This is a genomic window from Streptomyces sp. WM6372, assembly GCF_001279655.1.
In the GTDB taxonomy this organism is placed as follows: domain Bacteria; phylum Actinomycetota; class Actinomycetes; order Streptomycetales; family Streptomycetaceae; genus Streptomyces.
This window is the reverse complement of the sequence record NZ_LGDB01000246.1, coordinates 14,514-29,220: the sequence shown is the minus strand read 5'-3', so window position 1 is coordinate 29,220 and position 14,707 is coordinate 14,514. Positions and strand designations below refer to the sequence as shown.

1 protein-coding gene and 1 pseudogene are annotated in these 14,707 nt (G+C 74.5%); both read right to left on the bottom strand.

Annotated features, from left to right (window positions below; genetic code table 11):
• A pseudogene (locus ADK52_RS45180) lies at positions 1-4,012 on the bottom strand (type I polyketide synthase); the annotation flags it as partial.
• 31 nt (positions 4,013-4,043) lie between these two features.
• The gene (locus tag ADK52_RS37090; RefSeq protein ID WP_053694243.1) at positions 4,044-14,693 is read right to left on the bottom strand and encodes a type I polyketide synthase; all 10,650 of its coding nucleotides are present in this window, start codon (positions 14,691-14,693) and stop codon (positions 4,044-4,046) included.
• Between the last annotated feature and the right edge of the window lie 14 nt (positions 14,694-14,707).

Below are 14,707 nucleotides of genomic sequence, written 5' to 3'. Positions count from 1 at the left end.
CACGGAGGCCTCGGTGGCCGGGGTGACCGGGGCGAGGCGCGGGATGCGGATGCCGTCGGCGCGGACCGCGCTCTCCGGCTCGCCGGAGGCGATGACGGCGGCAACTCCGTCGGTGGCCGCCGTGAGATCGGTGAGCTGGATACGGCCCGGGTTCTCCGCCTGGGCCGCACGCACCAGACCCCACACGGGCGCCTGGGCCAGATCGATGACATCGGAGGCCGCATCCACGACCACCGCACCACGCGTCGCGACGACCAGCGTGGTCTCAGCGAAGCGCTCCTCGGCCAGCCACTCCTGAATGGCCGCCAGCGTCCGGGCGGTAGCGGAACGCACCGCCTCGGGCAGCGAACCCTCCGCGCCCGGGACGTGGAAGACCACCGCACCCGACAGCTCGCCCTCCGGCAGCTCACCCCACACGTGCTGCTCGGCGGCCGCGTCCGAAGGGACCGAAGCGGCGGCCAGCGGACGCCAGGCGATCTCGAACAGCGAATCCGGCCGGCCGGCGCTCAACTGCTCCTGCGACACCGGGCGCGACACCAGCGAGCCGACCGTCAGGACCGGCTGCCCCTCGGCGTCGGCCACGGTCACGGTCACCGTGTTGGGGCCGGAGGGGGCGATGCACACGCGCAGCGCCGCGGCGCCGCCCGCGTGCAGGGCGACGTCGTTCCACGAGAACGGCAGGACCGTCGACTCGTCGGTGCTCGACCCGTCGTCGATCAGCGCCACGTGCATGGCGGCGTCGAGGAGCGCCGGGTGCAGGCCGTACCGCGCGGCGTCGGCGTGCGCGTGCTCGGGGAGGGAGACCTCCGCGTACAGCGATTCGCCGGACGTCCACGCGGCCTTGAGGCCCTGGAACACGGGCCCGTAGTGGTAGCCGCGCTCCAGCAGGAGCGCGTACGCACCGTCCACCGTGGTCGGCGTGGCACCGGGCGGCGGCCACTCGGTCAGACTGGCGGCTGCTGCGCCCGAGCCGCTGACCAGGGTGCCTTCCGCGTGCCGCGTCCAGACCGGCTCGGCGGCGTTCTCGTCGCGCGAGTGGATGCTCACCGTACGGCGCCCGGATCCGTCGTCGGCGCCGAGCCAGACCTGTACGCCGGATCCGCCGCGCTCGGGCAGGATCAGCGGGGCGTGCAGGGTGAGTTCCTCGACCGCGTCGCAGCCGACCTGGTCGCCGGCGCGGATGGCGAGCTCGACGAAGCCGGTGCCGGGGAAGAGGATGCTGCCGAGGACGTCGTGGTCGGCCAGCCAGGGCTGGCTGTCGACCGAGAGCCGCCCGGTCAGGACGACCTCGCCGGAGTCGGCGGAGGCGATCGCGGCGCTCAGCAGCGGGTGCCCGACCGTCTCCAGGCCTGCGGCGCCGAGGCCGGCGCCTTCGCCGGTCGTGGCCTCCAGCCAGTAGCGCTGCTGCTGGAAGGCGTACGTGGGCAGGTCGGCCCAGCGGTCCTCGGTGGCACCGAAGTAGGCGGCCCAGTCGACGGAGATGCCCTGGTTGTGGGTGCGGCCGACGGCCGCGAGCAGCTCGCGGGCCTCGGGCCGCCGGCGGCGCAGCGAGGAGATGAAGGCGGTGCCCTCGACGTCGCCGATGGTCGCGCTCGCCAGGGCGGTGAGGATCGCGTCCGGGCCGAGCTCCACGTACGTCTCGACACCGCGGCCCTGGAGGTACTCGACGGTGTCGGCGAAGCGGACGGCCTCGCGGAGGTGGCGGGTCCAGTACTCCGGGGTCCCCCAGTCCTCGCTGAGCTCGCCGTGTACTCCCGAGACCACCGGGATCACGGCGGGGTGGTACGTCACGGACTCGGCGACCGCGCGGAACTCGGCGAGGGCCGGGTCCATGAGCGGCGAGTGGAAGGCGTGCGAGACCCGCAGCCGGGTCGTCTTGCGACCCTGCTCGGTGAAGTGCGCCTGGATCGCCTCGACGGCGTCCTCCGCACCCGACACCACGATCGAGCGAGGGCTGTTGATCGCCGCGATGCCCACGGCATCCGAGACGTACGGGAGGACTTCCTCCTCCGTGGCTTCGATCGCGGCCATGGCTCCGCCGGAGGGCAGCGCCTGCATCAGACGGCCGCGTGCCGTGACCAGCCGGGCCGCGTCCTCAAGCGACAGCACCCCGGCCGCGTGCGCGGCCGAGATCTCGCCGATGGAGTGCCCCGCCAGGAAGTCCGGCCGCACCCCCCAGGACTCCACCAGCCGGAACAGCGCCGTCTCGATCGCGAACAGCGCGGGCTGCGTGAACGCGGTGCTGTTCAGCAGCGCCTCGTCCTCACCCCACATCACCTCGTACAGCGGCACGTCCAAGTGCACGTCCAGCGCCCCGACCACAGCATCAAGAGCCTGCGCGAACACCGGGAACGCCGCGTGCAGTTCACGGCCCATGCCCAGGCGCTGGGCGCCCTGGCCGGTGAAGAGGAAGGCCGACTTGCCCTCCCGTACCTGGCCCTGCACCACACCGGCGGACGTACCGCCCTCGGCCAGGGCCATCAGACCGGCCAGCAGCTCTGTGCGGTTCTCGCCGAGGACGACGGCCCGCTCGTTCAGCCGGGCGCGCCGGGTGGCCAGCGCGCGGCCGGTGACCGCGAGGTCCGCGTCGTCGGTCAGGGTCTCCAAGTACGCGACCAGCCGCGCCGCCTGCGCGCGCAGCGCCTGCGCCGTACGGCCGGTCAGCGCCCAGGGGATCAGCCCCGGCACGAACCCGGGGGCCGCGTCCTGCGGCGCGGTCTCCGCCCCGGCCTCGGTCTCGGGAGGAGATGCCCGCGCGGCGCGGGCGCTCGCCCGCCGGCCAGGCCACCGGCTCGGTGAGCAGCTTGACGTTGCCCGCCGTCCAGTCGACGTGCGGGGTGGGCTCGTCGATGTGGAGGGTCTTGGGCAGGACGCCGTGCTGGATCGCCTGCACCATTTTGATGACCCCGGCGACGCCGGCCGCGGCCTGGGTGTGGCCGAGGTTGGACTTCAGGGAGCCGAGCCACAGCGGCTTGTCCGCGTCGCGGTCCTGCCCGTAGGTGGCGAGCAGCGCCTGCGCCTCGATGGGGTCGCCGAGGGTGGTGCCCGTGCCGTGGGCCTCCACGACGTCCACGTCGGCCGTCGTGAGGCCGGCGTTCTCCAGCGCGCTGCGGATCACGCGGCGCTGCGAGGGGCCGTTGGGGGCGGTGAGACCGTTGCTGGCGCCGTCCTGGTTGATGGCGCTGCCGCGCAGGACGGCCAGGACCTGGTGGCCGTTGCGGCGGGCGTCGGAGAGGCGCTCCAGCAGGAGCACGCCGACGCCCTCCGACCAGCCGGTGCCGTCGGTGGCTGCGGCGAAGGACTTGCAGCGGCCGTCCTTGGCGAGGCCGCGCTGGCGGCTGAACTCGACGAAGACCTCGGGGGTGGACATGACGGCGACGCCGCCGGCCAGGGCGAGGGTGCACTCCCCCGCCCGCAGGGCCTGCGCCGCGAGGTGCATGGCGACGAGGGAGGAGGAGCAGGCCGTGTCGAGGGTCACGGACGGGCCCTCGAAGCCGAAGGCGTACGAGACGCGGCCCGAGGCGATGGAGCCCGTCGCGCTGTTGTACGCGTAGTCGTGGTACATCATCCCGGAGTAGACGCCGGTCCTGCTGCCCTTGAGGGTGTGCGGGTCGATGCCGGCCCGCTCGAAGACCTCCCAGGAGGCCTCCAGCAGCAGGCGCTGCTGCGGGTCCATGATCAGCGCCTCGTTGGGGCTGATCGAGAAGAGGGCGGGGTCGAAGCGGTCCGCGTCGTGCAGGAACCCGCCCTTGTTGACGTACGTGGTGTTGGGGCGCTCGCCCTCGGGGTCGTACAGGCCCTCGACGTCCCAGCCGCGGTTGACCGGGAACTCCGAGACGCCGTCGCGTCCCTCGTCGACGAGCTGCCACAGGCTTTCGGGGGAATCGACCCCGCCCGGGAAGCGGCAGCTCATGGCGACGATGGCGATCGGCTCGCGCGCGGCGGCCGACAGGTTGCGGTTCTGCGTCCGCAGCCGGGCGGTCTCCTTCATGGACGCCCGGAGTGCGTCGAGCAGCTTCTGGTCAGAATTGGACATCGGCTTCTCACATTCCCTGTATCGCGTCGTCCAGCCCGAGACCGTCGAGCGCCATGTTGATCAGACTCTCGGCGTCCATGTCGTCGATCGCCTCTTCCTCCGCGGCGACCGCCTTGGACTCCGTGGTGTGCGTTCGTCCGTCGGCGAGTTCGAGGAGCGTGTCCACCAGGCCCAGTTCGCGCAGGCGGGCCATGGGGACGGTCTGGAGGAGGCGGCGGATCCTGCCCTCGTCGGAGTCGGGGTCGGCCGCGTCGCCGGTCCCGTCACCGCCGTCCTTCGGTCGGAGCTCCTCGGCGAAGTACTCGGCGAGGGCCTGGGAGTTCGGGTAGTCGAAGACGAGCGTGGCCGGCAGTCGCAGTCCGGTGGCCTCGGCGAGGCTGTTGCGGAATTCGACGGCGGACAGCGAATCGAATCCGAGCTCCTTGAACTCGCGGCTCTTGCCGATGGACGTCGCTCCCGCGTGGCCGAGGATCGCGGCCGCGTGGGCCCGTACGAGATCGACGAGCTCGTCGGTGCGGGCGGCCTCCGACAGGCCGGCCATGCGGCGGCGGAACGCCGCCACGTCGACCGCGGAGCCGGATTCCGCGCGGCGGCGGGAGCGGGCGGGCACCAGGCTCCGGAACAGGTCCGGGAGGTCGGATGCGTTCCGCATCGCCTTCGTGTTCAGCAGGATCGTCACGAGCGCGGGTGCGCCGAGCGCCCGGGCCGCGTCGAACACCTCGGTGCCCGCACCGCCCGACAGCGTCTCGATGCCGATCCGGCTCATGCGGCCGCTGTCGGCGGCGGCCAGCTCGCCGGCCATGCCCGCGCCGGCCTCCTCGGCCGCCCACGGTCCCCAGGCGAGGGCCTGGGCGGGCAGGCCCTGGGCCTGCCGGTACGTCGCGAGGGCGTCGAGGAAGGCGTTGGCGGCCGCGTAGTTGGCCTGGCCCGGGTTGCCGAGGACGCCGGCGACCGAGGAGAAGAGGATGAACGCGGCCAGGTCCAGGCCCGCGGTCAGCTCGTGCAGGTGCAGGGCGGCATCGACCTTGGGCCGCAGGACCGCGGTCACCCGCTCGGGCGTCAGCGAGGCGAGGACGCCGTCGTCCAGGACGCCGGCCATGTGGATGACGCCCGTGAGCGGGTGGGCGGCCGGGACGGCCGCGAGGAGCGCGGCGAGGGCGTCGCGGTCGGAGGTGTCGCACGCGGCGATCTCCACCTCGGCGCCGAGCGACGCGAGTTCCGCGACGAGTTCGGCCGCACCCTCGGCCGCCGGGCCGCGACGGCTCGTCAGCAGGAGGCGGCGCACACCGCGCTCGGCGATCAGGTGCCGGGCGAACAGGCGGCCCAGCATGCCCGTACCGCCGGTGATCAGCACCGTGCCGTCGGCGGCGAACTCCGCGGGCCCGGCGGTGGGGGCCTGCGCCGCCGCCCGTACGAGGCGCGGGGCGTGGACGGCCGCGGACCGCAGCGCGGCCTGCGGTTCGCCGGAGGCCACCGCGAGGGCGGCGTCCGCGAAGTCCGCGGCGTCGGTCGCGTCCGTGTCGAGGAGGACGACGCGGCCGGGGTTCTCCGACTGGGCGGTCTTCACCAGGCCCCAGACGGCGGCGCCGGCGAGGTCGCTCACCTCCTCGTCCGCCACCGCGACCGCACCGCGGGTCCGGACGACGAGCGTCGAGCCCTCGAAGGCCTCGTCGGCCAGCCACTGCTGGAGGACTTCCAGGGCCTGGCCGACGGCGGTGTGCACGGCGTCGGCGCCCACACCGGCGGGGGCGTCCCAGACGACGGTATCCGCGAGCGGGCCGTCGCCGAGCGACTGCCACGAGGCCACGGACCGGCCGTCGGCAGCCGCGGCCTGCGGCTGCGGCTGCTGCTGCCAGTCGATGCGGAACAGTGCGTCCCGGACCACCGAGCGGCCCTCGGCGGCCGGCTGGCCGGTGGCCAGCGGGCGCAGCATCAGCGAGGCGAGCGAGGCCACGGGGACCCCGGAGGCGTCCGCGAGGTCGACCGCGACCGAGCCCTCGCCGCGGGCGGAGACCCGTACGCGCAGGGCGGCGGCTCCCTCCGCGGCGAGCGAGACGCCGGAGAGTGCGAACGGCAGGGCGGCCTCTCCCCCGGTCACGCCGGAGAGGGCGACCGGGTGCAGTGCCGCGTCGAGCAGCGCGGGGTGGAGTCCGTAGCCGTCCGGTTCCACGCCGTCGGGCAGGGCGACCTCGGCGTACACGTCGTCGCCGGAGCGCCAGGCGGCCCGCATGCCCTGGAACACGGGCCCGTAGGCCAGGCCCGCCTCGGCCACGTCGGCGTAGAACCCGTCGAGGTCGACCGGCTCGGCGCCGGCGGGCGGCCAGGCCGTCGCGTCGAAGGGACGTACGGGCTCGGCGGCGGCCGCGCCGAGCGTGCCCACCGCGTGCCGGACCCACGGCAGGTCCTCGTCCTCGCCGCGCGAGAAGAAGGTCACCGGGCGCCGGCCCGCCTCGTCGGGGGCGCCGACGGAGACCCGTACCGCGACTCCGCCGTGGTGCGGGAGCACCAGCGGTGCCTCCAGCGTGAGTTCGTCCACGGCGGGGCAACCGATCCGGTCGCCCGCCTGGACGGCCAGCTCGATGAATCCGGTGCCGGGGAAGAGCACGGTCTCGCCGACCTTGTGGTCGGCCAGCCAGGGCTGGGCGGAGAGGGCGAGGCGGCCCGTGAGCACGATCCCGTCCGTCTCGGGCGCGGAGATCACCGCGCCGAGCAGCGGGTGGTCGACGGTCGAGAGGCCGAGGGAGGTGGCGTCGCCGCCGCCCTGGCCGCCCTGGATCCAGAACCGCCGGCGCTGGAAGGCGTACGTCGGCAGGTCGACGCGACGGGCCGCGGTGGCGCCGTAGTACGCCTGCCAGTCGATGCGCGTGCCCGAGGCGTGCAGCTGGGCCAGTGCGGTGAGCAGGGTGCGCGCTTCGGGGCGGTTCTTGCGCAGGACCGGCTCGATCACCAGGTCCTCGCCGTCGAGGGTCGTACGGGTCAGGGCGGTCAGGACGGCGTCGGGGCCCAGCTCGATGAAGCGGGTGACGCCCTGGCCGTGCAGGTGGCGGACGGTGTCGGAGAAGCGGACGGCTTCGCGCAGGTGGCGGGTCCAGTAGTCCGGGGTGCCCCAGTCCTCGCTGATCGCGCCGTGGACGCCGGAGACCACCGGGATCTTCGGCTGGTGGTACGTCACGTTCTCGGCGACCAGGTGGAACTCGGCGAGGACCGGGTCCATGAGCGGCGAGTGGAAGGCGTGCGAGACGCGGAGACGGGTGGTCTTGCGGCCGAGCCCGGTGAAGACGGCGGTGATCGCGTCGACTGCTTCCTCCTCCCCGGAGACCACGATCGAGCGCGGGCTGTTGATCGCGGCGATCCCGACCGTGTCGCCCAGGTGCGGCAGGACCTCCTCCTCCGCGGCCTCGATGGCGGCCATGGCGCCGCCCTCGGGCAGGGCCTGCATCAGGCGGCCGCGGGCGGCGACGAGGCGGGCCGCGTCCTCCAGGGAGAGGACCCCGGCCGCGTGGGCCGCGGTGATCTCGCCGATGGAGTGGCCGGCCAGGAAGGCCGGGCGGACGCCCCAGGACTCGACGAGCCGGAACAGTGCGGTCTCGATGGCGAAGAGCGCGGGCTGGGTGTAGGCGGTGCTGTTCAGGAGCGCCTCGTCCTCGGCGGACCCGCCCCACATCACCTCGTACAGCGGGGTGTCGAGGTAGGTGTCGAGCGCGGCGACCACCTCGTCGAGGGCGCGGGCGAACACCGGGAAGGCGGCGTGCAGTTCACGGCCCATGCCCGGGCGCTGCGCGCCCTGGCCGGTGAACAGGAAGGCCGGCTTGCCGTCCCGTACGGCGCCCCGGACCACGCCGGCGCCGGCGAGGGCGGAGGCGGGCGCGCCGTCGGCCAGCGCGGACAGTCCGGCCAGCAGTTCCTCGCGGCTCCCGGCGACCACCGCGGCGCGGTGCTCGTGCGGGGTGCGGGAGGTGGCCGCCGAGTAGGCCAGGTCGGTCAGCGAGAGTTCCGCGTCCTCGGTGACGTGGGCGTGCAGGCGCTCGGCCTGCTCGGTGAGGGCCTGCGGGCTGCGGGCCGACAGCACGACCGGGACGAGGGGCAGTTCGCGGTGCTCGCCGGCCGGGGCCGCGGCGGTGGCGGCGGGTGCCTCTTCGAGGATGACGTGGGCGTTGGTGCCGCTGAGGCCGAAGGAGGAGATGCCGGCGCGGCGCGGGCGGCCGGGCCGGGCGGGCCAGGCGACCGGCTCCTGGAGCAGCTTGACGTTGCCGGCCTCCCAGTCGACGACCGGGGTGGGCTCGTCGACGTGCAGGGTCTTCGGCATCAGCTCGTGGCGCAGGGCCTGCACCATCTTGATGACGCCGCCGACGCCGGCGGCGGCCTGGGCGTGGCCGATGTTCGACTTGAGGGAGCCGAGCCACAGCGGCTCGTCCTCGTCGCGGTCCTGGCCGTAGGTGGCGAGGACGGCCTGGGCCTCGATCGGGTCGCCGAGGGTGGTGCCGGTGCCGTGTGCCTCGACGACGTCGACGTCGGCCGTGGTCAGTCCGGCGCTCTCCAGGGCGGTGCGGATGACCCGCTGCTGCGAGGGGCCGTTGGGGGCGGTGAGCCCGTTGGACGCGCCGTCCTGGTTGACGGCGGAGCCGCGTACGACGGCCAGGACCCGGTGGCCGTTGGCGCGGGCGTCCGAGAGCCGCTCGACGACGAGGACGCCGACGCCCTCCGACCAGGCGGCTCCGTCGGCGGCGCCCGCGAAGGACTTGCAGCGGCCGTCCCTGGCCATGCCCTTCTGGCGGCTGAACTCGACGAAGACCTCGGGGTCGGACATCACGGTGACGCCGCCGGCCAGGGCGAGGGTGCACTCGCCGGCGCGCAGCGCCTGGATGGCCAGGTGCAGGGAGACGAGGGAGGAGGAGCAGGCGGTGTCGACCGTCATGGACGGGCCTTCGACGCCGAGGACGTAGGAGACCCGGCCCGAGGCGATGCCGCCCGTGGACGCGTTGTGCGCGTAGTCGTGGTACATCATCCCGGAGTAGACGCCGGTCCGGCTGCCCTTGAGGGTGCGCGGGTCGATGCCCGCGTCCTCGAACGCCTCCCAGGACGCCTCCAGCAGCAGGCGCTGCTGCGGGTCCATGATGAGCGCCTCGTTCGGGCTGATCCCGAAGAAGTCGGGGTCGAAGTCGCCCGCGTCGTGGAGGAATCCGCCCTGGGCGACGTAGCTGGTGTCGGGGCGGGCGCCGGTCGGGTCGTAGATGCGGGCCAGGTCCCAGCCGCGGTCCTGCGGGAAGTCGGAGATCGCGTCGACGCCGTCGGTGACGGCCTGCCACAGGCCGGCGGGCGAGGTGATGCCGCCGGGGTAGCGGCAGGCCATGCCGACGATGGCGATGAGGTCGTCGTCGGCGGCCCGGGCCGCGCTCTTGCGGGTGGCGGGCTGTGCGGCGGCCGGCAGTCCGGACACCTCGGTCAGCAGGTGGCGGGCGAGGGTCAGGGGGTTGGGGTAGTCGAAGACGACGGTGGCGGGCAGGCGCAGGCCGGTGGCCTCGGCGAGACCGTTGCGGAACTCGACGGCGCGCAGGGAGTCGAAGCCGAGCTCCTTGAACGCCCGCTCCGGCTCGATGGCCTGGGTGGAGCTGAAGCCCAGTACGTCGGCGACCTGGCGCAGCACCAGCTCGACGAGCACCTCCTCGCGTCCGGCCTCGGGGAGGGAGGCCAGCCGCTGCTGGAGGGCGCCGGCCTCGATCTTGCCGCCCGCCTTGCGGCGGGCGGTGACCGGGGCGAGGGAGCGGAACACCTCGCGGGCGCCGGCGCCCTGGGCGCGGATCGCGCCGAGGTCCAGCTTGACGGGGACCAGCGTGGCGTCGCCCGCGCGCCGGGCGGCGTCGAAGAGGGCGACGCCCTCGTCGGAGGAGATCGGGTAGACGCCACCCTGCGAGATGCGGGAGCGCTCGGCGTCGGTGAGGGCGCCGGTCATGCCGCTGGCCTCGCCCCAGAAGCCCCAGGCGAGGGACTGGGCGGGCAGGCCGTGGGCCCGGCGGTGGGCGGCGAGGCCGTCCAGGAAGGCGTTGGCGGCCGCGTAGTTGGCCTGGCCGGGGTTGCCGAAGATTCCGGCGACGGAGGAGAAGAGGACGAAGGCCGCGAGGTCGGCGCCGGCGGTGAGCTCGTGCAGGTTGAGTGCCGCGTCGACCTTGGGGCGCAGGACGGCGTCGACGCGCTCGGGGGTGAGCGAGCCGAGGATGCCGTCGTCGAGGACGCCGGCGAGGTGGACGACCCCGGTGAGGGGGTGTTCGGCCGGTACGGAGGCCAGGAGGGCGGCGAGGGCCTCCCGGTCGGCGGCGTCGCAGGCGGCGATCTCCACGTGCGCGCCCAGTTCGGTGAGCTCGGCGGCGAGTTCGGCGGCGCCGTCGGCCTCGGGGCCGCGGCGGCTCGTCAGCAGCAGGCGGCCGACGCCGTGCTCGGTGATCAGGTGCCGGGCGAAGAGCCGGCCCAGCATGCCGGTGCCACCGGTGAGCAGGACGGTGCCGTCCGCGGCGAACGCGGGCGCTTCGTTGTCGTCGCCGGTGGCGGAGCGGACCAGGCGCGGGGCGTGGGCGACCGCGTCGCGAACGGCGATCTGGGACTCGCCGGCGGCGTACGCGGTGAGGACGTCGGCCTCGGTGGCCGCGTCGGCGAGGACGATGCGGCCGGGGTTCTCGGACTGGGCCGACTTGACCAGGCCCCATACGGTGGCGCCGGCCAGGTCGGTGACGTCCTCGCCGGTGCGGGCGGCGACGGCGCCGCGGGTGCGGACGACGAGGACCGATCCGGCGTACCGCTCGTCGGCGAGCCACTCCTGGGTGACGGCGAGGACGGCGTGCGCGGCGGTGCGGGCGGCTTCGGCGCCGGTGCCGGCGGGGGCGTCCCACAGGACCACGTCGGCGGGTTCGCCGTCGTCGGACCGGGCGGCCTCCCACGTGGTGAGCGAGGCCTCGGCGGCGGCCGCCGGGAGGGCCTGCCAGTCGATGCGGAACAGGGCGTCGCGGGTGAGGGAGCGGTCCTGGGCGAGCCGGTCGTCGGTGAGCGGCCGCAGGACGAGGGAGTCCACCGAGGCGACGGGCTGCCCGGCGGAGTCGGCGAGGTCGACGGCGACCTCTCCGTCGCCGAGCGCGCTGACCCGGACGCGGACGGCGGCGGCGCCCTCGGCCACGAGGGTGACCCCGGACCAGGCGAACGGCAGGGCCGCCTGGTCTCCGGTGACGCCGGTCAGTGCGACGGTGTGCAGGGCCGCGTCGAGCAGCGCCGGGTGCAGTCCGTACGCGGAGCCGTCGCTGCCGTCGGGCAGGGCGGCCTCGGCGTACACGTCCTCGCCCAGGCGCCAGGCGGCGGCCAGGCCCCGGAACACGGGCCCGTAGTTCAGGCCCTCCGCGGCGACGTTCTCGTAGAACCCGTCGAGGTCGACGGGCTCGGCTCCGGCGGGCGGCCACGCGGTGGTGTCGAAGGGGCGGGCGGGGGCGGCGGCGGTGCCGAGGGTGCCGACCGCGTGCCGGGTCCAGGACGGGCCGGTGTCCTCGCCGCGCGAGTGGACGGTCACGGCCCGGCGGCCGGCCGGGTCGGGGGCGTCGACGGTGACCCGTACGGCGACTCCGCCGCGCGCGGGCAGCACCAGCGGGGCCTCCAGGGTCAGTTCCTCGACGGTGGTGCAGCCGGCCCGGTCGCCGGCCAGGACGGCCAGTTCGACGAAGCCGGTGCCGGGGAAGAAGACCTGGTCGCCGACCCGGTGGTCGGCGAGCCAGCCGTGGGTGGCGGTGGAGAGGCGGCCGGTCAGCGTGAGGCCTTCGCTGTCGGGCGCGGTGACGACGGCGCCGAGCAGCGGGTGGCCGGCCGGGTCGAGGCCGGCGGCCTCGACGTCGCCCGCGGCGGCGGGGGCCGGCGCCCAGTAGTGCTCGCGCTGGAAGGCGTACGTCGGCAGGTCGACGGGGCGGGCGGGGGCGGCGCCGTGGAAGAGGCTCCAGTCGACGGGCGCGCCCGCCACCCAGGCCTCGGCCAGCGAGGTGGCGAACCGCTCGATGCCGCCTTCGCCGCGGCGCAGCGAGCCGACGGGCGCGGCGCTGACGCCGACGGCGGAGACGGTCTCGGCGAGGCCGACGAGGAGGCCGGGGTGGGGGCTGGCCTCGACGAAGACGGTGAAGCCGTCGTCGAGGAGGGCGCGGGTGGTCTCCTCGAAGAGGACGGTCTGGCGCAGGTTGCGGTACCAGTAGTCGGCGTCGAGGGTGGCGGTGTCGACGGGGGCGCCGACGACGGTGGAGTAGAAGGAGACGTCGGCGGAGCGGGGGGTCAGGCCGGCGAGTGCTTCGCGGACCTCGTCGCGGATCTCCTCGACGAAGACGGAGTGCGAGGCGTAGTCCACGGGGATCTTGCGGGCCTGGACCCCGTCCGCCTCCAACCGGGCGTACAGCGCGTCGAGGTCGTCGGGGTGGCCGCAGACGACGACCGAGGTGGGGCTGTTGACGACGGCGAGCTGGAGGCGGCCGTCCCAGCCGGCGATGAGCTCGCGGACCTCGGCGGAGGGCAGGCGTACGGACATCATGCCGCCGCGGCCGGCCAGCCCGGACCGGATGATCTTGCTGCGGAGGGCGACGACGCGGGCGCCGTCCTCCAGGGACAGGGCGCCGGCGACGGTGGCCGCCGCGATCTCGCCCTGGGAGTGGCCGACGACCGCGGCCGGCTCCACGCAGAAGGAGCGCCACAGCTCGGCCAGCGAGACCATGACGGCCCACAGCACCGGCTGGACGACGTCGACCTCGTCGTACGTGGGGGCGCCCGGCTCACCGCGGACGACGTCGAGCAGGTCCCAGTCGGTGAACTGCGCGAGGGCCTCGGCGCACGCCCGCATCCGCGCGGCGAACACGGGTGAGGAGTCGAGCAGTTCGACGGCCATGCCGATCCACTGCGAGCCCTGGCCGGGGAAGACGAACGCGACCTGCGGGGAGCCGGAGGCGGTGCCGCGGACCAGGTGCGGGGCCTTGCCGCCGTCGGCGAGGGTGTCGAGCCCGGCCAGCAGGGCGTCCCGGTCGCCGCCGAGGACGACGGCGCGGTGGTCGAAGGCCGTGCGGCGGGTGATCAGGGCGTGGCCGATGTCGCGCGGGTCCTCGGCGGCGTTCGGGCCGGCGGCCCGGTCGCGGACGAAGGCGGCCAGCTTGGCGGCCTGTCCGCGCAGGGCCTGGGCGCCGCGCGCGGAGACCACGTACGGCAGGACCGGGGAGGCGACGGCCGGGACCGCGGGGGTCTCGGATACTTCCTCGGGAGCGGCCGGCTCCGGCGCCTCCTGGAGGATGACGTGGGCGTTGGTGCCGCTCAGGCCGAACGCGGAGACGCCGGCGGTGCGGGCGTGGTCCTCGGCCTTCGGCCAGGGCAGCGCCTCGGTGAGCAGCTCGACGTGTCCGGCGTTCCAGTCGACGTGGCGGGACGGCTCGGAGACGTGCAGGGTGCGCGGCATCAGGCCGTTGCGCATCGCCATGACGGTCTTGATGACGCCGCCGACTCCGGCCGCGCCCTGGGCGTGGCCGATGTTCGACTTGAACGAGCCGAGCCGCAGCGGCCGCTGGGCGGTGTGGTCCTGGCCGTACGTGGCGAGCAGGGCCTGGGCCTCGATGGGGTCGCCGAGGGTGGTGCCGGTGCCGTGGGCCTCGACGAGGTCGACGTGGGAGCCGGGGATCTCGGCGTTGGCGAGGGCCTGGCGGATCACCTTCTGCTGGGCGGGGCCGTTGGGCGCGGTCAGCCCGTTCGAGGCGCCGTCCTGGTTGATCGCGGAGCCCTGGATCACCGCGAGGACCTCGTGTCCGTTGCGGCGGGCGTCGGAGAGGCGCTCCAGGAGGATGACGGCGGCGCCCTCGGCCCAGCCGGTGCCGTCGGCCGCGTCGGAGAACGCCTTGCAGCGGCCGTCGGGCGACAGGCCCTTCTGCTTGCTGAACGCGACGAACGGGGACGCGGTCGACATGATCATCACACCGCCGGCCAGGGCGAGCTTGCACTCGTTCTGGCGCAGCGCCTGCGCCGCCAGGTGGATGGCCACCAGGGAGGAGGAGCAGGCGGTGTCGACAGTGAAGGCGGGGCCTTCCAGCCCCAGGGTGTAGGAGACGCGGCCGGAGATGACGGACGAGGCGCGGGAGGTCGCCATGAACGCCTCGACGGCCTCCGGGACGCCCTCCTCGTAGTCGCCGTAGTCCTGGATGCCCGAGCCCATGTAGACGCCGACCTGGCCGCCCCGCAGGGTCTCCGGGTCGATGCCGGCGCGCTCGAAGGCCTCCCAGGCCACTTCGAGGGTGAGGCGCTGCTGCGGGTCGGTGCCCTCGGCCTCCAGCGGGCTGAGCCCGAAGAACCCGGGGTCGAACATGCCGGCGTTCTCCAGGAAGCCGCCCTGGTGGACGTAGCTCGACCCGGGGGCGTCGGGGTTCGGGTCCATCAGGGCCTCAAGGTCCCAGCCGCGGTCGGTGGGCATGCCCGCCACGGCGTCGCGGCCCTCGGCCACCAGCTGCCACAGCTCTTCCGGCGTGGTGATCCCGCCGGGGAAGCGGCAGCTCATGGCCACGATCGCGATCGGCTCCCGCGTCTGAGCCTCGACGTCCTGGAGCCGCTGCCGCGTCTGGTGCAGATCGGCCGTGACTTTCTTCAGGTAGTCGAGGATCTTCTCGTCATTTGCCATGTCGGGTCTCACCG

What these genes read in the sequence shown, in the direction of transcription:
- ADK52_RS37090 (WP_053694243.1), bottom strand. Translation starts at nt 14,693, where the DNA reads ATGGCAAATGACGAGAAGATCCTCGACTACCTGAAGAAAGTCACGGCC.